This window comes from Parasutterella excrementihominis YIT 11859 (assembly GCF_000205025.1).
GTDB lineage: Bacteria > Pseudomonadota > Gammaproteobacteria > Burkholderiales > Burkholderiaceae_F > Parasutterella > Parasutterella excrementihominis.
In genome coordinates, this window is sequence record NZ_GL883685.1 from 1 (window position 1) to 23,821 (window position 23,821).

Here is a 23,821-nt window from a genome sequence, read left to right on the forward strand (position 1 = left end):
TCCTTCTCAGGACTTTTGCAACATCCCCCTTTCTAAGCAACTTAGTAATTAGAGCGTGACGTCGACGCGTTTGCCGATCGCATAGAAGTGACCGCCGGCGACATAGTGCATAGAGCGCAGTTCATCCGGACCTTCTTCTAAGTGCCAATGGTTGTTGGAGAAGACACGGGAGTCAGCCCAAGCTTTAACAATTTGGCCCATGAAGAGGTCATAAGTCTTTTCATTGTGCGGTTCACGGATCAGCTTAATGACTGCCCATGCAGAGCATCCTTCGGGCAGCGGAAAGTCGCAGTCAGGAAGCGTAAAGAATTTCAGACCGCTGTCGGCAATCTTGTTGGGATTGTCGTTCTTGCTTACGGAACCTAAATAAAGAATTTCTTTCTGAATTCCCATTCCCGGAACGGCAAGCAGGATGTATTCGCTCGCTTCAATGAGCTTGCGGGAATAGTGAGTCGAATCAATGACGACCGTCATCTTGTCATAATCCAACGGGCAGTTCCAAGAAGCGGGCATGATATCCAGATCGTCGCCTTGTTTGCTCTCAACAAAGGCAGTGCCGCCTAAATTAAAGAGGCGATAAGGGGTTTCTAAACCAACCGGTTTTACAAATTCTTTTTGACTCATTCAATGCTCCTCAAAAACAATGCACCTATTCTAAGTTCGCAAGCAGAAAATTCTTTGCACAAAAGGCCGTGCACAGTAGAAAAACTCCTAATTTGGTGCAGACGCACCAAAAGAGTGCGCATCAATAAGTTTCGATCATTTCTTGTGAGCTCTTTTGGTTCAATTTCACTGACTCTCAGGCCGTTTTGTTTGAACAAAAGTTGGCACGTCTTTTGCTTCTATGAAAGTGACAGGAAAAGCGAAGCGCTTTTCCGGGGTTTGCGAGTAAAAAAATCGAGACCTTGTCCGCTGCGATGAAAGCCATAAGCTGAGCAGCAAACGCACTGGTTACACAATTAAATCTCAAACGGAGACTTTCATGTTCGTCAAAAAACTCATCCCCTTTGCAGTTGCAGCTTCTTTCGCTATGGCAGGTGCTACTGCTTTCGCTAAAACAGAATTCGTCACGATCGGTACCGGCGGCATCACCGGTGTTTACTACCCGACAGGCGGCGCTATTGCCAAGATCGTGAACGCAAAGAAAGATCAGTACGGTGTCCGTGCTTCCGTAGAATCGACCGGCGGCTCTAAGTTCAACATCAACGCCATCGACTCTAAGGATCTGGACTTCGGTATTGCTCAGGCCGATACACAGTACATGGCCTACAACGGCAAAGGTGCTTGGGAAGGCAAACCCGTTAAAAAACTCCGCGCTGTTTTCGCTCTTGCTCCGGAAGCCGTGACTTTCGTGGCTGCCGAAGACGCCAACATCAAGTCCGTTAAAGACGTCAAGGGCAAGACCATTAACCTCGGTGACCCGGGTTCCGGCAACCGCATTAACTCCACCGACATCTTCAATGCCGTCGGCATCGTTCCAGGAAAAGATTTCCGTGATGAAAAACTGAAACCCGCCGACGCCCCCAGAATTCTGCAGGACGGTCGTATTGACGGCTTCTTCTACACCGTCGGTCATCCGAACGGCAACATTAAAGAAGCGACTGCCGGCAAACGCAAAGTCCGTATCGTCCCGATCTCCGAAGCCGAAGTCGCCTCTTTGCTGAAAGAAGCTCCCTACTACAGCATGACGGAAATCCCGATGGATCAGTATCCCGATGCCGTCAACGCTAAGGACAAGGTTAAGACCGTCGGCATGCTCGCCACTTTAGTGACCTCCGCCGATACACCGGACGACGTTGTTTATGCCGTTACTAAGGAAGTGATGACCAACCTCGATCAGTTCCGCAAACTGCATCCGGCTCTTGCCAACCTGACACCGGAAAGCATGCTTCAGGGCCTGACCGCCCCGATCCATCCGGGCGCTCTCAAGTACTACAAAGAAGCAGGTCTCGTGAAGTAATTCAGCTTTAAATGACGCAAAGACTCGGGACTCCGGGTCTTTGCGAACCTCGTTAGAGGCTCGTTAAGAAGTAAAAAGGAGTCAACATGACGGACAAATCGAACACAGAAATGCTGCTGCCGCAGGCAGGCATCCCGGGCTACATTCCCCAGCCTAAAAAGAATGCCTCCGAAGACGTAATCGGCGAATACAAAAAACAGGTTCAGCAGCTCGGAGATAAAGGTCTTAAAGAAGATAAGACCGGGCTCTCGGCCAAACTGACGTACATTGTTGCATTGGCTTGGGCCTTTTTCCAGATGTCCACCGCTTCGTGGCTGCTGTTGGACTCTTTATATGTCAAAGCTTTTCACTTGGCTTTTGCACTTGCTCTGATTTATCTCAACCTTCCGACACTTAAGTCCGAACTTAAGTCTCGCTGGGACCTCAGAATTCTTCTGGCAATGAAACGCGTGACGATCGTTGACTGGATGATCGGTATCGTCGGCGTTATCGGAGCCTTATATATCGTGATTGATTACGCCGGTATTTCCGAGCGTCCCGGCATGCCGATCGGTCGCGACTTGATCTTCGGCGTGATTTTGATTGTTCTGATGCTGGAAGCGACTCGCCGTGTTCTGGGACCTGCACTTCCCATCATCTGCGGTGCTTTCATCGCCTACGTCTTTTTAGGTCCGTACCTGCCGGACGTAGTGGCCTTTAAAGGTGCAACACTTTCCCGCTTCATTTCCCAGATCACGATGGATACACAGGGCATTTACGGTGTTCCGCTGCATGTGTCCGCGACGGTTGTGTTCCTCTTTGTGATGTTCGGTACGATGCTCGATAGAGCAGGGGGCGGTGCTTTCTTCACACGTTTGGCGATTTCCGGTCTCGGCCAGTATCGCGGCGGTGCAGCTAAAGCAGCCGTTGTGAGCTCCGCGCTTTCCGGTATGGTTTCCGGCTCTTCAATTGCCAACGTCGTGACCACCGGTACATTCACGATTCCTCTGATGAAGCGTCTCGGTTATCCGGCCACGAAAGCCGCTGCGATTGAAGTTGCTTCTTCCGTGAACGGCCAGTTAGCTCCTCCGGTTATGGGTGCTGCCGCCTTCATCATTGCCGAATATGTCAACGTCCCTTATGTTGAAGTGGCAAAGGCTGCTGCCATTCCCGCCTTCGCTTCCTACATTGCTCTGCTGTGGATTACTCACATCGAAGCCTGTAAGCTGGGGCTGAGGGGACTTCCTAAGAAAGAACTGCCGAAGTTCTTCGTCGAACTCAAAAACGGTCTTCATTATTTAATTCCGCTTGCCGTTCTGATTTGGGAACTGGTGGTGGAAATGCACTCAGCCGAACTCTCTGTCTTCCGCGCCATTATCGTGCTCGCTATCATCATGGTCCTGCAGCCGGTAGCCATTGCTAAAGTTCATGACGCCGACCTTTGGGCAGCCTTCAAGTTCGGAATTAAGAACACACTGAACTCCATGGCCGCAGGTGCAAATAATATGGCCGGTGTCGCTCTGGCAACCGCTTCCGCAGGCATCATCGTCGGCTGCGTCTCCCTTGGTTTAGGTCAGCAGATCACTTCCTTTGTCGAAGCGCTTTCAATGGGCAACATCTTCCTGATGATCCTCATTACCGCCGTCGCCAGCCTGCTTCTGGGTATGGGTCTTCCGACAACAGCTAACTACATCATCATGGCTTCTCTAACAGCTCCGGTGATCGTTACGTTAGCTACTGGTCTGACACTGCATGGTCAAGAAATTGCGATTCCGCTGATTGCCGCCCATCTGTTCTGCCTGTACTTCGGCATCCTGGCCGACGACACACCTCCTGTCGGTTTGGCCGCCTACGCGGGTGCCGCAATTGCAAAAGCGAACCCGATCTCCGTCGGTGTTCAGGGCTTCCTCTACGATATTCGTACAGCCATCATCCCGGTCTTCTTCCTGTTCAACTCCGACATTCTTCTGATCGGTATTGAATCCCTGCCGGTAAGTCTGATGATTTTTGCGATGACAGGTTTGGGTATGGTTGCGGTTTCCTCCGCCATCCAGGGCTGGCTGATCGATAAAGTCAACATCCTTGAAAGACTCATTCTTGTTGCCGCTACCGTTGTTCTGATGTTCCCGGCTCTGATTTCCGGCTACGTCCTTCCGTATGAACAGCGCTGGTGGGGCTACCTTGTCGGTATTGCGCTCTTCGGTATTGCCTTCCTCTCTCAGAAAGTGCGCTACGGTGCTAAGAAAAAGAATCAGGCTGCAGTTGCAGAATCTGATGAGGAGTTAGCAGTTTCATAGAATTTCCTAGTGTTCATTCGACCTTGTCCGTCGAATATTTGGCCGCGGAACCCCTTCACCGCGGTTTTTTTTTTGCTTTTTTGTGCTTGTCTCCGTTGGACGAAGACAAGCCTAATGACTCTTCACGGATTAGTTAAATTTTCCGCGGTTCAACATTTTTTCCGCACCGGCTTTGAGGCCATCAACATATTGAAGAAAAGCCGACCTTGAAACCAAAAGATGAGGTTCGCCCAGTTTTCTATTTTTGATTTTCTCGATGAGTTCTGTCTGACCGGTGCTGAAGGGATGGGCAGTTAGATTTACGGAAATATCAAGCTTATTGCTCGACAATTTATCGAGAGACCGGATATATTCTTCCAACTGTGATTTATCTTTGATCGCGTTCAAACCGACTCCGCCGATCGTGACAGCCGTGTATTTTTTACCGTCTGCATAAACCGGGTAAACATAGGAGAAGGTTCCTTCGGTATGTCCCGGAGTGGCAATGGCGCGCACAGTTGTGTTCCCGAGCGTGACGGTCTCACCGTCTTTGAGAACCATTTCTTTCGGAATCATGGTTTTCGGACCCGCTCCTTTGCCGAGGTGCTCGAAAGATTCTTCCCAGCCTTTTTCGCCCATGGCAAATTTTGCGTTCTTGAATAAAGGCTTCAAGGTGGTTGCGCCGCCGACATGATCAAAGTGTCCGTGTGTCATAAGCACGTATTTGATTTCGGAAGGATCAACATTGAGTAAGGCAAGATTGTCGATGAGATGTCCGACGAAAGGAGGATGCAGCGTATCAATGAGGATGTATCCGTCATTTGTTTTGATCAGGTAGGCAGCTACCCAGCGCAGTCCAACGTACCACACATTGTCAAAGACTTTGTAAGGAGGGATCTTTTGGATGACCGGATCATCCAACCAAGCTTTGAGCTCAGGCGACATTTTTTTCGTTTGTGCAAATTCGCTGAATAATGCCGCAACTTGTTTAGAAGAAAGATCCAGTGCTTTTTCAGCGGCAAAAGTTTTTGGCGCAACAAGAACAGCGGCCGAACCTAAACCGACTCTCAAAAAAATTCTGCGTTTCATTTGATTCATAACAAATCTCCATACGAGTGAATGGAGGTATGTTATTGAATTTTTTATTTCGGATAAATAGAATAAAAAGCAATCTATTTTTTCGATTTTCGAAATAATTATGGATCGTCTTCAAGCCCTGGAAGTTTTCATGTTGGTCGCGAAGCTGGGGAGCTTTACAGCGGCTTCAAGAGCGGCAAACCTAACAGCTTCACGCGTTACCCATCTGATTCAGAATTTAGAGAAGGAATTAGGCGTCTCTTTATTTAGCCGAACCACACGATGTGTGAGTCTTTCATCTGCCGGTCAGGCCTTATTTGAACAGCTTGATCCGAACCTTGGTTTTATTACTGAAACGCTTCAGAACATCAAGGAGTTATCTAATGAAGAACCAAAAGGGACAATCCGGATCAGTGCACCAGTCAAGTTCGGCTCAACGTTTTTGATGAAACCGATAACGGTGCTTCTTAAGAAATATCCGGATGTTCGTATTGTTTTGAATACGACCAACGATCCGCAGGAAATCTCCAAAGGTGGTGCAGATATTGCATTTGTCCTGGTTACGGAGATGCCTCTTTCAGGAGTGCGACACAAGATAGGAGTGTTCAGCAGCGGAATCTATGCAAATTTGAATGTCATGACGGCACTCTCTTCTTTAACTTCGCCCGAGCAATTGAGGAGTGTCGAATTAATTCTTCAAGAAGGGAATGCTTCGTCTTGGAATCTAACCGGTTCGGAGGGACAAAAATACAGGGTGTCGGTAAAGAAGTGGTCTTTCAAAACTGACACGACGCAGGCGGCTTTAATCGCAGCAAAGGAAGGTCTGGGCGCGGCACTTTTACCGATACCTTTAGGAGAGAGTGAAAAGTCCTTGACTCGATTACTTCCTAATTGGACCGGCGTTCCAGTGGAAGTCTGCGCCATCACTTCGTCTAGGAAGATTTCTTCAGCAGCAAGAAATTTTATTGACCTTGCCAAACAAGAGTTCAATAGAGAGCAATGACGGGACTGCAGTCTTGCAACCGCCACAAAAATCCCGAGCTTCCTGCGAAGCCCGGGATTTGAATTAAGCCGCTAAGTCAGACGATTAAACCCAGCCTTTCTGGCGGAATTCTTTGAGTTTTTCAACGAAATAGCGCATTTCAGCGGGTGTGCCCAGAGAAATACGGCACCACTGAACGGCAGGCGGGAAGGGACGGCCGACGAGAATGTGTTCGGTTTTCATTCTGTCTGCGAAGGGTTTCAGCGGAGCTTTCAGATCAATGAAAACGAAGTTCGTCTGGCTCGGCAGATAAGGAATGTTGAGTTCCTTCAGAGCCTTGTAGAGGATCTCGCGGGCTTCGTCATTGCTTTCTTTGGATTCTTTTAAGAATTCCTTGTCATTGAGTTCGCTTAGAGCAGCAGCCAGCGTTGTCTGGTTCATCATGACTTCGTAGGCGACATGGTCACGAATCTTGTTGATGACGTTCACGGCGCCGACGGCGTAGCCCAAACGCATACCGGCCATAGCGAAGATCTTGGAGAAGGTCTTCAGGACGACCAGGTTGTCAAAGCCCTGACGAACGAGTTCGTTGCAGGACTTGAAGGAAGGATCGTTGACGAACTCGGCATAGGCTTCGTCGAGGATGAAGAAGGTGTTCTTCGGCTGAGATTTAATCCAGTTGAAGATTTCGTTGCTGTCGGCAATCGTGGAAGTCGGGTTGTTCGGGTTGACGAGGTAAACCAGAACGCGGTGTTTCTTTGCTTCAGCGGTTGCAACTTTGCGCAGAGCGGCGAGATCAATGCTCCAGTTCGGGCCCATCTTGACGTTCTTAACCGGAATGTTGTTGCGCTTAGCAACATCAGCACCGTCGCCGTAAGTCAGTTCAGGCTGAACCAAAACCGTGTTCTTGGTGGCTTCAGCTTCAATAGTGGCACGAATGGCTTCTGCAGAACCGTGCGTCAGAAGTACTTCATCCGGTCTGACATTCATGAATTTAGCCAAATCCTTTTTGAATGCGATGACCTGCGCGAAGGGATAACGAGAGCCGTACATGGCGGCTTTAGCGACAGCTTCTTTAGCCTTTTCGCTCATGCCCAACGGGTTTTCGTTAAAGCACAAGAGCATGGGTTTTTCGGCAGTCGGTTTGACAAACTTCGGCTGAGCAGCGACAGCGGCAGTTGTTCCGAGGGAAGAGAGAGCAGCTCCGGCGCCGACCAGACGGAAGAGTTGTCTGCGATTCAGGGTCATGAAAAATCTCCTATGAGGTTATTAATAGTTACTGACAATTATTGTCAATTAATCGGCGGTACAAGGAAAATTTACTAGGAAATTCTCATGATTGGAATATCTTTTGCGGATTTTTAGCTAGGGAAAAGAAAAAAGCCCGAAATTTGTACTTTCGAGCTTTCTAGAAGAGATCAAAAACCGTTATTCGGTCTTGTTTTCCGGCGCGACATAGCCTTCGGGATGGGCCACGCCTTCGCCGAAGAAGTGAGCTTCGATCTGGTCCATCAGCCATTTGCGAGCTCTCGGATCTGCCATGGAAAGACGGTTTTCGTTAACGATCATGGTCTGAAGATGCTTCCACTGTTCCCAAGCTTCTTTGGAAACATTGTTGTAAATCTTCATGCCCAGGGCGCCGGGAAGAGGCGGGTAGTCCAGGCCTTCGGCTTCGCGGCCGAGTTTTATGCAGTTAACCATGTGTGCCATTGGTGTACTCCTAATCATTTATCTGAAAATTGTTTTTCAAGTCTACAAGCATTGGACGCCGCTGACCTAAAGATCTTTTATGAAGATTTGTGAACGGCGCTGCCAGTTATACAAACGCCGCTTTTCAATCGGTAAATCGTCTACGCCGGCAGGACGGAAACCGCGTTTCAAGAACCAGTGCATAGTTCTTGTGGTCAGAACAAACAGGCGGTTCAATCCGGCCTTGCGAGCCTGGTTTTCAATGTGGCGAAGCAAACGCTCTCCGTCTCCGAAGCCCTGATAAGCCGCATCGACCGTCAGCGCAGCCATTTCCCCGAGTTTTTCCTCCGGGAACTGATAAAGCGCGGCACTCCCGTAGATCACACCGTCGTGTTCAAGAACCGTGAAGTGAGAAATGTCGCGTTCAAGTTTTTCGCGTGGGCGTTTGACCAACGTTCCGTCCGCCTCAAGCGGCTCCAGCAGTTTGATCAGACCAGAGACGTCGTCAGAGGTTGCCTGACGCAGGGACTCCAGATTTTCCATGGTCATCATGGTTCCCACGCCGTCATGCGTAAAGAGCTCAGCCAAAAGTCCTCCGTCCATTGCGTAGGGCACGATGTGAACGCGTTCAACGCCGTGTTCAAGCGCTTTCAGGGCAAACGTCAGGTTGTAGATATCTTCTTCATCGACGAGTTTGTCGTTAATGAACTCTCGAGCATCTTCCGCGGTAAGTTCCGTGACCACTTCATCAAAGCGTCTGACACCATCCACGTTGGTGAGCAGAATAAGCTTGTCGGCTTTTAGCGCACCGGCAATGGAAGCCGCTAAATCTTCGCTCGTCAGATTAAAGGCTTCGCCCGTGGGAGAGAAACCGAGCGGCGAAATTAAAACGATCCGCCCTCCGTCGAGTTCTCGATGAATCGCTTCGCTGTCAACTTTGCGAACGACGCCGGTGAACTTAAAGTCCACGCCGTCGATGATGCCTAAAGGACGGGCAATCACGAAGTTGCCGCTGACGACGCGACATTGGCTGTGAGCCATCGGCGTGTTCGGTAAGCCCTGAGAGAAAGCTGCTTCAATATCCAGGCGCGCTTCGCCGGCGGCTTCTTTGACGCACACAAGCGCATCGGCGGTCGTCACCCGAATGCCGTTGACGTATTGGGACTCGATGGCCTTCAATGACATTAGCTCTTCGACCTGGGGACGTACGCCGTAAACTAGGACGATTCGTGCACCTATGGCTGAGATCATGCTGATGTCAGCAATCAAGCTGGAAAAATGTTCTTGAAGGATGGTTTCTCCGGCGAGATCGATGACGATCGTTTTGCCGCGAATGGAATGAATATGCGGTGCGACGCTTCTGAACCATTCGACCCAGGAGTCCATTGAAACCGGAACAATCGGGGATTCTTTATTTTCTTCTGACATGTCCGTTGAATTAAGAAAGGCTTCAATTAGTTGTTGCTGAAATTTTAATATTTGAGAGACCGTAATTTTCTCGGAGAAAACGAGCATTGTCTCGATGGTTTCGAAGAAATTTGTTCAATTTGGGACAGTTGGCAGAAGCATTTTTTTGTTTAGAAACAAATAGCTTCGAAAATTTCGAGCAGAAAAAGCCTAAAAAGTTCTATCCTTAGTGAACTTTAGAATGAGAGATAAAGAACCTGGAACTATGGCAGGCGATTTAAGAGTTTTAAAAGCAAAGTTACTCGAAGCACGAAAAGCAGAGAAGAAGCCGCAGGCGGTTTCTCAAAAACAAGAACCTCCGCGCACCAAATTAACATTAAAGAAGAAAACTCCGGCAGCCTCTTCTGGAGCATCAGCTGCATCTAAATCTGCAGAAGTGAAGGCTTCGGCACAAAAGAAGAATCCGGCAGAGCCTTCCAAACGTCCGGCACCTAAAGGCAAAGGAACTTCTTTAAAAGGGCTTTCGGATTTGAGAGTACTGCGCAATCAGATCAATGCACCGCAGGAACAGAAAGACATAAACGAGTCCAAGAAACCTGCTGCCTCCGAGAAGAAGCCGTCCAGGGCCCTCGTGAAGGTAGGAAACGAAGTGCTCCGCAACATTCCCCCGAAACTCGAACTCCAGGAAAGCCTTCCTGTCAGCGAACGCGCTGACGAAATCGCTGAAGCCATTAAAAACAACCAAGTCGTGATCGTCTCCGGTGAGACGGGTTCCGGTAAAACCACTCAGCTTCCGAAGATCGCCATGATGGTCGGAAGAGGACAAAAAGGTCTGATCGGTCACACGCAGCCTCGACGCATTGCCGCGACTTCTATTGCTAAGCGTATTTCCGAAGAAATGGACGCCGAAGTCGGCCAAGTCGCCGGCTACAAGATTCGATTTAAAGACGAATTAGAGCCCGGTGCGACGATTAAGCTCATGACGGACGGCATCCTGCTTGCTGAGACTCAGCGGGACAGACTGCTCAAAGCCTACGATACGATCATCATTGACGAAGCGCATGAGCGCAGTTTGAACATCGACTTCCTCTTGGGCTACCTCCGAGAAATCCTGCCGAAGCGTCCCGACCTTAAGCTCATTATTACGTCTGCGACGATTGACTCGGAGCGATTTGCCAAGCACTTTGAGAGCGTCAACAAGAAGCCCGTGCCGAGCATCAATGTTTCCGGTCGTCTCTACCCGGTTCAGATTCGCTATCGTCCGGTCCAAGACGAAGAAGAAAATGACGACCGCACCCTGATGCAGGCCATTGCCGACGCATGTGATGAACTTATGGGCGCCGGCAGCGGCGATATTCTGGTCTTTCTGCCCGGCGAACGTGAAATTAGAGAAGCAGCCGAAGCCTTGTCTCCGGCTGCAAGAAAGGGCGTTGAAATCCTTCCGCTCTTTTCCCGCTTAAGTATTGAAGAGCAGGACCGTATCTTTAAAACCGACGGTCGTCGCCGTATTGTGCTTGCCACCAATATTGCCGAAACCTCTTTGACGGTTCCCGGCATCCGATATGTGGTTGATACCGGGTTGGCCCGTGTGAAGCGTTACTCTTACCGCAATAAAGTGGAACAGCTGCAGATCGAGCCGATCAGCCAAGCGGCAGCTAAGCAGCGTGCCGGCCGATGCGGTCGTGTGGCCAACGGTATTTGTATCCGACTCTACGATGAGAAAGATTTCGAAAAGCGCCCCGAATTTACCGATCCGGAAATTCTGAGAAGCTCGTTGGCGACCGTGATTCTCCGTATGAAGTCGCTGCATCTGACTGATGTTCGCGAGTTCCCGTTTGTTCAAGCCCCGCTTCAGCGTGCGATTACCGACGGCTATGACCTATTGATCGAATTGAATGCGGTAAAAGAACGCGGAGGCGAATTAACCCCTGTCGGAAAAGAACTTGCCCGACTGCCGCTCGACGCGCGTCTTGCCCGCATGCTGCAGGCGGCCGCAGAAAACCAAGCTTTGGCAGAAGTGCTGATTATTGCTTCGGCGATCAGTATTCAGGATCCTCGTGAACGTCCTTTGGATGCTCAGGATAAAGCGGCCGCGGCACACAAAAAATTTGCCGACGAAAAGAGCGATTTCCTTTCTCTGATTAAGCTTTGGAACTGGACGCAGGATGCGATCGCTAACAAAGAAAGCAATCGACTGCTGGAGCAGAAGTTCCGCCAAAACTATCTTTCGGTAAAGAGGCTTCGCGAGTGGCGCGATGTTTACCGTCAGCTCAAGGAGCTCACGCAGGAAATGGGCTGGCGTTTAAATACTGCGCCGGCAACCTATGAACAGCTGCATAAAGCACTCCTGTCCGGTCTCTTGGGCAATATCGGTATGAAAGACGTTCAGGCTGATTACAAAACGCCGCCCTACATAGGCGCCAGGGGCATTAAGTTTTGGTCGTGGCCCGGTTCTTCTCTGGCGAAGAAGGGCGGCAAATGGATTATGGCTTCCGAGATCGTGGAAACAACCCGCCTATTTGCCAGAACGCTTGCGAATCTCGAGCCTGAGTGGATTGAGAAGGTCGGCTCGCACTTGATTAAAAAGTCTTGGAGCGATCCTCATTGGGAGAAAAAGGCCGGCAACGTCATCGCCTTAGAAAAGGGCACCCTGTACGGTCTGCCAGTGTACACGGAACGAAAGGTGGATTTTTCCCGCAAGGATCCGAAAACCTCTAGAGAGATCTTTATTCGCCGAGCTCTGGTAGAAGAAGAACTCGAAAGCCAGGCCCCGTTCTGGCAGCACAACGTCGCCATGATCAACAACATCCGCGAGATGGAACACAAGTCTCGTCGTCCGGATGTGCTGGTGGACGACAGCATGATTTACGAGTTTTATGACAAGAAAATCAGTCAGGGCGTTGTCAATCAGCAGACCTTTGATAAGTGGCGAGAAAAGGCGGAAGCGGAGAATCCGAAACTTTTGTTCCTTCAGAAGTCCGACTTGATGCGTCATGACGCAGCCGGCATCACGATCGAATACTTCCCGAAGAAGCTTGAGATCGCCGGCATCCCGATGGCGCTGAATTACAACTTTGATCCGGGTTCTCCGCGTGACGGCGTCACGATGACCGTACCGCTTTATGCCCTGAACCAGCTGGATCCGGTCCGCTTGGAGTGGCTCGTGCCCGGCATGGTCAAAGAAAAAGTTCAGATGCTGCTCAAGAGTCTTCCTCAGCGTCTGCGCCGTCATTTTGTGCCGCTGCCCGATTGGGCAAAATCTTTTGCCCAGCGTCATGAAGTTCCCGACGGAGATCTCATCGAACTCTTGATTAAAGAGGCACGAGAGCAGTTCCGTATTGATATCCAGAAATCAGACTTCAAGTTTGAGATGCTTCCGCCGCATCTCAGCATGAATTACAAGGTAGTTGACGAACACGGCAGACAGCTTGCCATGTCCCGCAGTATTCCGCAGTTGAGAAGCGAATTGAGCACTGAAGCCCGCAAGACGTTCCAGAACATCGCGTCCCAGGACAGCAAAGTTGCGGAAGACCTCCAGGACGAGATAACGGAATGGAACTTCGGTGAATTGCCCGATGTCATGGAGATTAAGAAGAAGGGCATTTCGCTCATCGGCCACCCGGCATTAGTGGATAAGGGTGAATATTGCTCTTTGGAAGTTTTTGATGATCCGGACCAAGCGGCCCGTATTCATCGACGGGGTTTGATTCGCTTGATCCGTTTGGGACTGAAGGAACAGATTAAGTATCTGGATAAGAATTTGAAGTCGATGCAGACGACGCAGATCCAAGGCGCATCCATTGTTTCTTTGAGAAAGGCTTTCCCGTCCTTTGAGGAACTCAAGCAAGACGTCATAGATGCCTCGATCGAAACGGCCGCCTTTACCGGAGAACTCCCGGTTAATGAAGAGCAGTTCAGGGAAACGATTGCGAACGTGAAGGAAAAGCTCGGATTGCTGACGCTGGAGCTGGCGCGCCTCTTGAGTTCGATTGTTTCTGAAGCGGCTTTAGCTCAACAGAAGCTCAATTCGATCAAGAGCTATAAGGAAGTCAGCGAGGACATTACGGCTCAGCTCTCCGACTTGTTCCCATCGCATTTCCTGCTCACGATCCCGTTCAGCCAGCTGCGTCACTATCCGCGTTACATGAAGGCCATTCAAGTTCGTATCGATCGTCTGAAAAACGATCCAGGCAGAGATGCTGAACGTATGGCCGAGATTCGTCAGCTTACGGTTAATTACAAGAGGGAGTTGTCTGCCAGAAGAGGCGTCTACGATGCCAAACTGGTCGAATTCGGGAATATGCTTCAGGAGCTGAGGGTTTCTCTTTTTGCGCAGGAACTCAGAACGCCGATGCCGGTGAGCGTCAAGCGTCTGAATAAAATGTGGGATGCGATTCTTCGTGAGCACTAACTACATATTGAGTGAAGTTAGAAAAATGATTAGTAATTTCCCTTATATAAGTGTTTAATTTGGGCGGTGAGGCCGATTTTTTATGGTTTCGCCGAACGAATTGGCGCAAAATAACAAATACTCACCAATTAATGACCTCTTCTCTTCTCCTCTGGATGGAAAAAATGCGTTTATCGGCAGCGATTCTCTGTGCTTTTTTATCGTTTAGTTTTATTGCCGCTCCTACCGTAGAGGCTGCTCAGAAGAAACCGGCGGCTGTTAAAGTCGTCAAGAAAAAAGCAGTGAAAAAGACCGTTGTCGAGAAGACAGCGAAGAAGAAAGTTGTTGCTGCTTCGGCAAAGAAGAAGGCTAAGGCTCCTAAGGCAAAAGCTGCCGGCAAACGGGTCGCGGTGAAAAGCGTTGTTCGTAAACGGGCCTCAGCTCGTTCCTCCAGCCGCAAATTTGCCTCTTCTAAGAACTATCGTCCGAGAAAGGCGATTGACTGGGCTACTTACCGCAGCCGCGGACCTTCCTACGCACAGCTTATAGGCCTGAAGGGCTCCAGCGATCCGCTGGGACTCTCCTCGACGGCCGTGCTCGCCTACGACATGGACACAAACCAAGTTTTGTATGAAAAGAATGCCGATCAGCCCCTGCCGATCGCATCTATTACAAAACTGATGACGGCGCTGGTGATCGTGGAATCCGGCGTCAATTTAGACGACAAGTTCACTGTTACGCGTGAAGACTTCGTTCCTTCGAGCGCTCACTCCAAGCTTCGCATGGGCATGGAGATCTCCCGCCGTCAGGCTTTGCATCTGGCTTTAATGAGTTCGGATAACCGTGCGGCTCATTTCCTCGCCCGTACCTATCCGACCGGAAAAGCACAGTTCATTAAAGAAATGAACATCAAAGCTGCGCTTCTCGGCATGAAAGACTCCGTCTTCTATGACTCTATCGGTTTGAATAACGACAATCGCTCTTCTGCGGTGGATCTGTCTTACCTCATCACAGGCGCGAGCGAATATGCACTCATCCGTGAACTCTCGACTACGCCGGAAGCTTCCTTCCGTATCGGCAAGCGTGAAGTCATCAGCAGCACCACGAACCGTCTGATTAAAGACGAAGATTGGGACATCGAGCTGCAGAAGACTGGTCTGACGACAGCGGCCGGCTACTGCATGGTCATGCAGGCGCACGTCGACGGAAAGAATGTTGCATTCATCTTCCTCGACTCTCCGAATAAGTACGCTCGCGCCAACGACGCAGAAAAACTTCGTTCATATTTGAGCCGTGAAAGCGTTGTAGCTTCGAATTGATCGCTGAATCGATCTAAATCATCACAAGTGACGCATTGGACTAAAAGTTCAATGCGTCATTTTTAGGTTTTAGAAAACTTTGAATTTTCTGTTTCGCATTCAATTGATTAGAATCGAGACACCAATTTTGAAGGAAAGCACGTGAGAGAGATCTGTCTGGATACCGAAACCACTGGCATGGCCGCTAAGGAAGGCGACCGAATCATTGAAATCGGCTGCGTTGAACTTGGAGAACACGGATTAACCGATAAAAATTTTCATGAGTACATCGATCCGGAACGCCAGATGGAGGCAGAGGTTATCCGCGTCCACAAGATCACCAATGAATTTTTAGTCGGTAAGCCGAAGTTTGCGGACATCGCCGACAAGTTCATTGAATTTGTTCAGGGCGCCAGACTCATCATTCACAATGCTCAGTTCGACATCGGCTTCCTCAATGAGGAGTTGAGAAAGCTCGGCAAACCCTCGATGGAAGAGATTTGCGGCAAGGACAACATTATCGACTCGATGGAGCTTGCCAAAGCCGCATTCCCTCAGATGCACAACAGCTTGGATGCATTGTGTAAGCGTCTCGAAATCGACACGACCCGACGCGTCAAAGAAGGCCACGGCGCCCTTTTGGACGCGGAGCTTTTAGGCCAGGTTTACCTCGTTCTTAAACAGCAGCAAGGCATCTTGGAGATTGATGCGGCGCCGGTGAGTGCCGATGTTCACGATATCTCCGACGTTGAGCTGCCGGTTATTCGAGCCACGGAAGAGGATCTCTCTGAAAACGAACGTGTCTTGGAAATGGTGCGAAAAGCTGCCAAAGGTCCCGCGCTTTACGATTTGGATGAAGAAACCTTTAACGCCAAACGCAAGGAAGAGCAGGACGCGCTCGATGCAAAGGAAGCTAAGCTGCAGGATTTGCTGAAAAATCTTTGACAAGTCGAGCAGAGCAACTCAAATTTGGTGGTTAGGAGGCTATAGGGGCGACGGCCTCTTTACAATCTTCCGGCAGGGCTGCATCTTTGATGCTTCCTAAAGAATTTCGTCCGGCTTTCGACATGTAGTTTCGAAAGCCCCAACAAGCGCCGGTTCATGTTTGATCGAACTGGGCAATTAAAAGATTCTATGAAAAACCGAGGCAATGGCTTCGGCTCTAAGAGTAAGTTATGGCAGTCACAAGAAATTCGCGCAATGGGCGCAAAACACCTTTCAGACCGTCAGCGTCTGTCAATACCCGACGCACTCCTGCAAGCGCGGAATCCGCTCCCCGCTCTCCTGCGAGAAAGCCGCAGGTGGCTAAGTTATTAACGGCTCCGTTTGCCAATGAAAAGCTGCATAAAGTGCTGGCTGATGCCGGCATCGGTTCACGCCGTGATATGGAAGAAAGAATCGCAGAAGGCCGCATCTCTGTGAACGGAGAACCTGCTCACGTCGGCCAGCGTGTGACACCTTCTGACGTGATTCGTTTTGACGGCAGGATCGTTCGCCGTTCCGCGCTGGAAAACAATGATGTTCCTAAGGTTCTGATTTATCACAAGCCTGCCGGCGAGATCGTCTCCAAAGATGACCCCGAAGGCCGCCCCACGGTTTTTGATCATCTGCCGAGAATCGGCGGTGCCCGCTGGATCGCTGTCGGACGGCTTGACTTCAATACCGAAGGCCTCCTTTTGTTTACCGATAGCGGAAATTTAGCCAATTTCCTGATGCATCCGCGTCATGAGATTGAGCGCGAGTATGCGGTCCGTGTTCAGGGAACGATGAGTCCGGAAGCCAAAGACAAACTTCTCAAAGGCATCAAACTCGACGACGGCATCGCTAAATTCACGACGCTGGAAGAGGGCGGGGGAAAAGGCTTCAACCGCTGGTACAACGTCACGCTGAGCGAAGGCCGCAACCGTGAAGTTCGCCGCATGTTTGAAGCCGTCGGCTTACCCGTCTCGCGCCTGATCCGCGTGAAATACGGCAACCTAGAACTTCCGTCTGACTTGCCCAGAGGCAAGACCCGCCGCATGAGCACGGAAGAAACGGAAAAGTGGCTCGATTCCATCAGTTATAAAAAAGGAATGTCCACGGCACCGGCCCCTCGTGCGCCTGAGAGAACGCCGCGTCCTGCAGCTTCCCGCGCCCCGGCCTCTGCTCCCAAAGCGGGCAGAAAGTTTGGTCAGCGAGACACTTCTTCGGCGATCCGGTCTAGTCGTCCGATGCGCAGCCGCGGAACCCGAGGCCCGAAATAATTTTTAGTCAGACCAAAGAGATAGAGCTAATTTGACGGCAGAAAGCTGAAAAATTTTTCAGAGAAACGACGGGCGGGAAACAAACCTCACCTGTTTTTTCTTTCTGAAATGAAAGAGTTATGTCTTGAAAAGTTACGAAAAATCTGTCTATTAGCGTTGTCCATGATGTACAATTGCGCTAGTTTTTGCTTTAAGGCGCGTTGTATGCGTCATAAAGCGCTCGAAAGGCCTTCGGTCGGTCGAGCACCTATCAAAAAGAATTTTTTAAGAGATGGGCTTTGAAGCCCATTTTTTTTTACTTAGGTATTGAGGTTAAATCTGCAATGGCAGTTTCGACACAATTATTTGAAATGATCGATGCCACTGTCGAAGGCTTGGGTTACGAGCTCGTCGATGTGGAAAAACTCCCGCGCGGTTTGATCCGCGTCACGATCGATAAAGACGGCGGGATTACTTTGGACGACTGCGAAAAAGTCAGCAACCAGCTCAACAACGCAATGACGGTTGAGAACGTTGACTACGATCGTCTTGAAGTGTCTTCTCCGGGTGTTGATCGTCCGTTGAAACGTCCTCGTGATTTTGTGAAATTCGTCGGACAGAACGTTCACGTCGAACTTTTTGCTCCGATCACCGGTGAAGGTCTTCCCGAAAACGGGCGCCGTCGTTTGGACGGAACCCTTGACGCCGTTGAAGGTGATGAAAACAACCCCTCGATCACGATGACACTCTCGGAAAATCGTGTTGCACGCACTCCGGCTGAAAAGCAGCGCGCTGCCAAAACCAAGGCCAAGAGTGACACGCCTGCAGTGACCGTTACCTTCCCCTTTAATGATGTTGAGCGGGCTAACCTCGTGCCCGACCTGAATTTCAGAGGTGCAAAATAATGAGCCGTGATTTATTAACAATGGTGGAAGTCCTCGCCCACGAAAAGAACGTTGATCAGTCCGTCGTTCTGGCTGCATTGGAAAGTGCTTTGGCCAGCGCAGTTAAAAAGGCTGAGTTCCCGGGCGAAGACGCAGATATCGTCGTCAAAGTCGACCCGACAACCGGCGACCAGAAAGTTTGGCGTCAGTGGTTAGTCGTTCCTGACGAACAGGGCCTTCAGGAGCCGGATCGTCAGATTCTTCAGTGGGAGGCTAAGGAAGACTACAGCGACCAGGGCGAAATGAATGTCGGCGACTATGTTCGTAAGCCTCTGCCCGATGTCAACGTAACCGGCCGTCGTTTTGCGACAGACGCAAAACAGGTCATTATTCAGCGCCTAAGAGAAGCCGAGCGTAATCAGCTTTTAAACGAATTCCTTGAACGCTACAAGGACGTTAAGGTTGTCACCGGCCAAGTCAAGCGCTTTGACAAGAGCGATGCGATTATCGAAATCGGCCGCATTGATGCTCGTCTGCCTAGACATCAGATGATCCCGATGGAAAACCTCCGTCCGGGCGATCGTGTTCGCGCTTATGTTCTGAAAATCGATCCGACCTCCAGACAGCAGCAGATCACCCTGTCCCGTACCTGCAATGAATTCTTGGGCGAACTGATGCGTCAGGTCGTTCCCGAAATCAACGAAGGCCTGCTTGAGATCAAGGGCATTGCCCGCGATCCCGGCATCCGTGCCAAAGTTGCCGTCCAGGTTAAGGACAAGCGCATTGATCCGATCGGAAGCTGCATCGGTGTCAAAGGCTCTCGTATTCAGTCCGTTTCCGGCGAACTGATGAATGAGAGAATCGACATTATCCGCTGGGCCGATCAGCCTGCCGAATACGTCATGAGCGCGCTGTCTCCCGCAACGATTTCCTCCATCATCGTCCATGAAGACGAACACAAGGTTGAAGTCGTGACCCCTGACCTTGACAACAGCAAGATCGCGATCGGCAGCAACGGCGTCAACAAGCGTCTTGCCTCCGAGCTGACCGGCTGGGAAATTGAAGTGATGGATGACGACCAGGCGGCTAAGAAGCGTGAAGATGAAATCGCTCCGCGTCGCCAGGAACTCTGCGACCGCCTCGATATCGATGAGGAAGTTGCTCAGGTTCTGATTGAAAACGGCATTGAGACACTTGAAGAAGTTGCTTATCTGCCGGAAGAAGAACTGCTTAGCATCGAACAGTTCGATGAAGATACCGTTAAAGAACTGCGTTCTAGAGCCAGAACGGCATTGCTGACTTCTGCGCTTGAACGTGAAGAGCTCCTCAAGTGGGCCGACAAATCTCTTGTCGACCTTCCGGGGATGACTCATGAAATTGCAAATAAACTGAAGCCTGCCGGCATCAAGACCCTTGATCAGCTTGCCGATTTGTCTACGGACGAACTCGTTGAAATGACGGGTATTGACCACGACAAGGCTGCCGCCCTGATCACAAAGGCTCGCGAAAGCTGGAGCTAATACAAAGGAGGGAATATAGGAATATGGCAAAAACCACTGTTAAAGATTTAGCCGCCGACTTGAATTTGCCGGTTGAGACCCTCCTTTCCCAGTTGAAGGAAGCCGGCCTCTCCCAGAGCACACCCGCCGACGAATTAAGCGAAGCTGATAAGGATCGTTTCTTAACATCCCTGCAGGTTGCCCGCGGCAGCTCGAATGCAGGCCGCAGCAAAATTACGCTGACAAAGCGGGAAAAGAGCGTCATCACTCAGAACGGAGGAGGTTCCTCTCACGCCGTTCAAGTGGAAGTGCGCCGCAAACGCGTTTTGGTGAAGAACCCGGATGTCGTTAATAAAGCCCGCGAAGAAGCCAAGAAGGCAATGGAAGAGCAGAAAGAAAAAGCTCGTCGTTTAGCTGAAGAAGCTGCTGCCCGCGCTAAGGAAGAGGCCGAACGCAAGGCCAAAGAAGAGGCCGAACGTGCTGCCAAACTCAAAGCCGAACAGGAAAAGGCTAAAGCCGAAGAAGCTGCACGCAGACAGAAGGCTGAGGCAGAGCGCAGCATAGAGAAAGCTAAGGCAGAAGCCGAGGCCGCTGCTCGTGCTGCTAAAGAAGCTAAGGAAGCCGCTGTCAAGGTTGAAGCCGACAGAGATGCTGCTCGCCGCGCTGCTGAAGCCGAAGCTCGCGCTATTCGAGAAATGATGTCTGCTCCGAAGAAGGTTCTGACCGCTAAGAAACCGGCTCAGGAAGAAAAACCGCAGGAACAGAAGAAGGTTCACAAGAACAGCGTCAAGAAAGAAAACAAAGGTACGAAGAACAACGCTAAGAACGCAGACAACTGGGGCGACGAAAATCAGAAACGCCGCACTCTCAAGACCCGCGGCGGCGACAACTCTTCGGAAGAAAGCAGCGGCTGGAAGAATGACCGCCGCAACAAACGCGGCAACAAGCACCAGAACCAGAACAACAAAGGCCAGGGCGGAAGACCGCAGACTCCTGCTGTTCAGGAACCCGTTGTTAAGGACATTGAAGTTCCGGAAACCATCACTGTCGCTGATCTCGCTATGAAGATGAGCGTCAAGGCCATTGAAGTCATTAAACAGATGATGAAGCTCGGCCAGATGGTGACGATCAACCAGATGCTTGACCAGGAAACGGCCATGATTGTGGTCGAAGAAATGGGTCATCGTGCGATCGCCGCTAAACCGGAAGATCCGGAAGCCTTCCTGGCTGAAGAAGAAGCCAAGGCTTTGGCCAACTATCCGAAGGAACCTCGTCCTCCGGTCGTGACGATTATGGGTCACGTTGACCACGGTAAGACTTCTTTGCTGGACTACATCAGACGTACTCGTGTTGCCGCAGGCGAAGCCGGCGGTATTACACAGCACATCGGTGCTTACCACGTTGAAACCCCGAGAGGCATTATTACTTTCTTGGATACCCCGGGACACGAAGCCTTCACGGCCATGCGTGCTCGCGGTGCTCAGGTAACCGATATCGTTATTTTGGTGGTTGCAGCCGACGACGGCGTGATGCCGCAGACCAAGGAAGCTATTGCTCACGCGAAGGCCGGCAACGTTCCTCTGGTGGTTGCCATTAACAAGATTGATAAACCAGAAGCTAATCCTGATCGTGTCAAACAGGAACTCGTTGCCAACGAAGTCATCCCTGAGGATTACGGCGGCGACGTGCCGTTCGTCTGCGTGTCTGCTAAGAGCGGACAGGGCATTGACGAGCTGCTTGAAAACGTTCTTCTGCAGGCCGAAATTCTTGAATTGAAGGCTGTGAAAGAAGGTCCTGCTAAGGGCGTCGTGATTGAATCCCGCCTTGACCGCGGTAAGGGTGCGGTTGCTTCCGTCCTGGTTCAGGCCGGTACCTTAAAGCGTGGTGATATCGTCTTGGCCGGCGCCACTTTCGGTCGCGTTCGCGCCATGGTTGACGAAAACGGCAAGTCGGTTCAGAGCGCCGGTCCTTCCATCCCGGTGGAAATTCAAGGCCTCTCCGACGTTCCGCAGGCCGGTGACGAACTCATCGTCGTTTCCGAAGAGCGTAAGGCTCGTGAATTGGCCAACTACCGTCAGGGCAAGTACCGTGACGTTAAGCTGGCTCGCCAGGTCAATGACAAACTCGGCGGTCTTTTTGGTCAGAATCCGGAAGGCCAGAAGACCCTGTCTCTGGTTATCAAGTCCGACGTTCAAGGCTCTCAGGAAGCTTTGGTTCACGCTTTGACCAAACTTTCTACCGATGAAGTTAAGGTCAGCGTGGTTCACGCAGCCGTAGGCGGTATCAGTGAATCTGATATCAACTTGGCGATTGCTTCCAATGCTGTTGTCTTAGGCTTCAACGTCCGTGCCGATGCATTGGCTAGAAAACTGGCTGAAAACAACGGCATCGACATCCGCTACTACAACATCATCTACGACGCCGTAGATGATGTTAAGGCTGCCATGAGCGGCATGCTTGCTCCGGAACGCCGCGAAAACCACGTAGGTCTCGTTGAAATCCGTCAGGTCATTCGCGTCCCCAAAGTGGGCGCAGTGGCAGGCTGCATGGTGCTCGAAGGGGTCGTCAGACGCAACTCTCATGCCCGTCTTTTGCGCAACAATGTGATTATCTGGACAGGTGAGATTAACTCTCTGCGCCGCTTCAAAGACGACGTTAAGGAAGTCAAGGCCGGTGCCGAGTGCGGCATCTCTCTGAAAGGAAACGATGACATTCAGGTCGATGACAAACTCGAAATCTTTGAGGTCGAGGAAGTCGCAAGAACGATCTGAGATTGATATAGCCTGAACACAAAGGAGCTTTCGGGCTCCTTTGTATTTAGCTGGTTTTATTGAGGAGTTGAAAAATGATTAAACCCACCAAACCGGGACGCGCCAACCGTATTGCGGACCAAATCCAGCGTGACGTTGCCGAACTGATTCAGAAAGAAGTAAGCAACCCGAAGACTGGTCTCGTAACGCTGACAGGGTGCGAAATTACTCCTGATTACGCACATGCGACGATCTACTTTACGTCCATCGGTTCTACGCCTGAGGAAGCCACCGAGGCTTTGAACAGCGCAGCTCCGATGCTTCACTCCAGAATCTTCAAGCTTTTGAAGATTCACACCGTTCCTCAGCTGCATTTTGTCTATGACAAGAGCGTCGAACGCGGCTTTGAAATGGATCAGCTGATCCGTCAGGCTCGCGAAGAGGACGGAGAAAAAGTCAAAGGTGAATAATTGGGTCGTCGTCGCAAAGGTTTAAAAATTGACGGCGTTTTATTGCTCGATAAGCCGGTAGGTTTGTCGAGCAATAGCGCTTTACAGAAGGCACGCCGCCTTCTGAATGCACAAAAAGCCGGCCATACCGGCACGCTTGATCCTTTAGCAAGCGGACTGCTTCCCTTGTGTTTCGGGGAAGCGACAAAGTTTTCTGCCGATTTACTCAACGCCGATAAGGAATATTTAACGACGGTGAAGTTCGGAGAAAAGACCTCTACAGGAGACGCTGAAGGCGAAGTCATCTTTTCGGCCGAGCCGAAATTTACCTTCAAAGAATTCTGTGCCGTTTTAGAGAGATTCAGAGGAGAGATCGTTCAAATACCTCCGATGTATTCAGCCTTGAAAAAGGACGGAGTTCCTTTGTATAAATTCGCAAGAAAAGGTGAAGAAATCGAGAGAGAGCCCCGTAAAGTAGTAATATCCTCACTTGACATTGTGGACTTCCAACCGCCTGAAGTCACCCTTCTGGTGCGTTGCTCCAAGGGTACCTATATTCGTACGCTTGGGGAAGACATAGGCGAAGCCTTAGGCTGCGGCGCCCATTTAAAGACGCTGCGGAGGACGGCTATTGCCGATCTCCACATTGAAGAAGCTGTGGATTTGGATCTGTTTGAACGCATGACTGAGGAGCAGCGTATTGCTGTTTTGCTTCCTCCGGATCGATTGCTGCAGAGTCTTGCGCCCGTCAAGCTGGATGAAGAAGCGACTAAGAAGTTTCTGAACGGTATGAAGGTACGCACGGACGAGCGTTCGATCGAGGAGGCTAAAGTGCGTGTGTACGGTATCTCAGCTGAAAAAACTGAATTTTTACTCGGCGTCGGACGTTTGACTTCCGACGGAGTCCTGGCGCCGGATCGATTAATTTCGTTTGTAGACAACGATAGATAATTTTTAAT

General features: G+C 50.5%; 17 protein-coding genes. 12 read left to right on the forward strand and 5 right to left on the reverse strand.

The window, feature by feature from the left end; translation table 11 throughout:
• Nucleotides 1-48 precede the first annotated feature (48 nt).
• A complete protein-coding gene (locus HMPREF9439_RS02250; protein ID WP_008863544.1) occupies nt 49-624 on the reverse strand; it encodes a flavin reductase in 576 nt (191 codons plus the stop codon).
• 358 nt (nt 625-982) lie between these two features.
• Here HMPREF9439_RS02250 and HMPREF9439_RS02255 point away from each other — a divergent pair, with 358 nt between their 5' ends.
• Nucleotides 983-1,960, forward strand: a complete 978-nt coding sequence (locus HMPREF9439_RS02255) for a TAXI family TRAP transporter solute-binding subunit (protein ID WP_008810932.1) — start codon at nt 983-985, stop codon at nt 1,958-1,960.
• An 86-nt stretch (nt 1,961-2,046) separates the two neighbouring features.
• Nucleotides 2,047-4,236 (forward strand): TRAP transporter permease, encoded by a 2,190-nt coding sequence (locus HMPREF9439_RS02260; protein WP_008863546.1) that lies wholly within the window; start codon nt 2,047-2,049, stop codon nt 4,234-4,236.
• Nucleotides 4,237-4,365: 129 nt separating this feature from the next.
• Here HMPREF9439_RS02260 and HMPREF9439_RS02265 read toward each other — a convergent pair whose 3' ends face one another.
• Nucleotides 4,366-5,313 (reverse strand): MBL fold metallo-hydrolase, encoded by a 948-nt coding sequence (locus tag HMPREF9439_RS02265; protein WP_008863547.1) that lies wholly within the window; start codon nt 5,311-5,313, stop codon nt 4,366-4,368.
• 100 nt (nt 5,314-5,413) lie between these two features.
• Between HMPREF9439_RS02265 and HMPREF9439_RS02270 the strand changes: the two genes are divergently transcribed.
• The gene (locus tag HMPREF9439_RS02270) at nt 5,414-6,295 is read left to right on the forward strand and encodes a LysR family transcriptional regulator (protein ID WP_008863548.1); all 882 of its coding nucleotides are present in this window, start codon (nt 5,414-5,416) and stop codon (nt 6,293-6,295) included.
• An 84-nt stretch (nt 6,296-6,379) separates the two neighbouring features.
• Here HMPREF9439_RS02270 and HMPREF9439_RS02275 read toward each other — a convergent pair whose 3' ends face one another.
• The 3 genes from HMPREF9439_RS02275 to argA all read right to left on the reverse strand — a co-directional run bounded on the left by HMPREF9439_RS02275 (nt 6,380) and on the right by argA (nt 9,391).
• Nucleotides 6,380-7,522, reverse strand: a complete 1,143-nt coding sequence (locus HMPREF9439_RS02275; protein WP_008810936.1) for a pyridoxal phosphate-dependent aminotransferase — start codon at nt 7,520-7,522, stop codon at nt 6,380-6,382.
• Nucleotides 7,523-7,702: 180 nt separating this feature from the next.
• On the reverse strand, nt 7,703-7,984 hold the full coding sequence (locus HMPREF9439_RS02280) for an oxidative damage protection protein (protein ID WP_008810937.1): 282 nt from the start codon (nt 7,982-7,984) through the stop codon (nt 7,703-7,705).
• 66 nt (nt 7,985-8,050) lie between these two features.
• Nucleotides 8,051-9,391: an amino-acid N-acetyltransferase gene (argA, locus tag HMPREF9439_RS02285; RefSeq protein ID WP_046447747.1), complete on the reverse strand. Its 1,341-nt coding sequence runs from the start codon at nt 9,389-9,391 to the stop codon at nt 8,051-8,053.
• 220 nt (nt 9,392-9,611) lie between these two features.
• Between argA and hrpA the strand changes: the two genes are divergently transcribed.
• The 9 genes from hrpA (at nt 9,612) to truB (ending at nt 23,813) form a co-directional block, all read left to right on the forward strand.
• Nucleotides 9,612-13,781 (forward strand): ATP-dependent RNA helicase HrpA, encoded by a 4,170-nt coding sequence (hrpA, locus tag HMPREF9439_RS02290; protein ID WP_008863552.1) that lies wholly within the window; start codon nt 9,612-9,614, stop codon nt 13,779-13,781.
• A 164-nt stretch (nt 13,782-13,945) separates the two neighbouring features.
• Complete coding sequence (locus HMPREF9439_RS02295; RefSeq protein WP_008810940.1) at nt 13,946-15,079, forward strand: D-alanyl-D-alanine carboxypeptidase family protein; 1,134 nt, start codon at nt 13,946-13,948, stop codon at nt 15,077-15,079.
• 141 nt (nt 15,080-15,220) lie between these two features.
• Nucleotides 15,221-16,003 carry a DNA polymerase III subunit epsilon gene (gene dnaQ, locus HMPREF9439_RS02300; RefSeq protein WP_008810941.1) on the forward strand — a complete coding sequence of 261 codons (783 nt, stop codon included), beginning with the start codon at nt 15,221-15,223 and terminating at the stop codon, nt 16,001-16,003.
• A gap of 230 nt (nt 16,004-16,233) precedes the next feature.
• On the forward strand, nt 16,234-17,301 hold the full coding sequence (gene rluB / locus HMPREF9439_RS13415; RefSeq protein ID WP_008810942.1) for a 23S rRNA pseudouridine(2605) synthase RluB: 1,068 nt from the start codon (nt 16,234-16,236) through the stop codon (nt 17,299-17,301).
• 323 nt (nt 17,302-17,624) lie between these two features.
• Nucleotides 17,625-18,185 carry a ribosome maturation factor RimP gene (rimP, locus tag HMPREF9439_RS02310; protein WP_008810943.1) on the forward strand — a complete coding sequence of 187 codons (561 nt, stop codon included), beginning with the start codon at nt 17,625-17,627 and terminating at the stop codon, nt 18,183-18,185.
• On the forward strand, nt 18,185-19,684 hold the full coding sequence (nusA, locus tag HMPREF9439_RS02315; protein WP_008810944.1) for a transcription termination factor NusA: 1,500 nt from the start codon (nt 18,185-18,187) through the stop codon (nt 19,682-19,684). The genes rimP and nusA overlap by 1 nt, the downstream gene beginning before the upstream one ends.
• Nucleotides 19,685-19,707: 23 nt before the next feature.
• Nucleotides 19,708-22,434, forward strand: a complete 2,727-nt coding sequence (gene infB, locus HMPREF9439_RS02320; protein ID WP_008863557.1) for a translation initiation factor IF-2 — start codon at nt 19,708-19,710, stop codon at nt 22,432-22,434.
• A 74-nt stretch (nt 22,435-22,508) separates the two neighbouring features.
• A complete protein-coding gene (gene rbfA, locus HMPREF9439_RS02325) occupies nt 22,509-22,883 on the forward strand; it encodes a 30S ribosome-binding factor RbfA (RefSeq protein ID WP_008863558.1) in 375 nt (124 codons plus the stop codon).
• Nucleotides 22,884-23,813 (forward strand): tRNA pseudouridine(55) synthase TruB, encoded by a 930-nt coding sequence (gene truB / locus HMPREF9439_RS02330; protein WP_008863559.1) that lies wholly within the window; start codon nt 22,884-22,886, stop codon nt 23,811-23,813.
• Nucleotides 23,814-23,821: the final 8 nt, after the last annotated feature.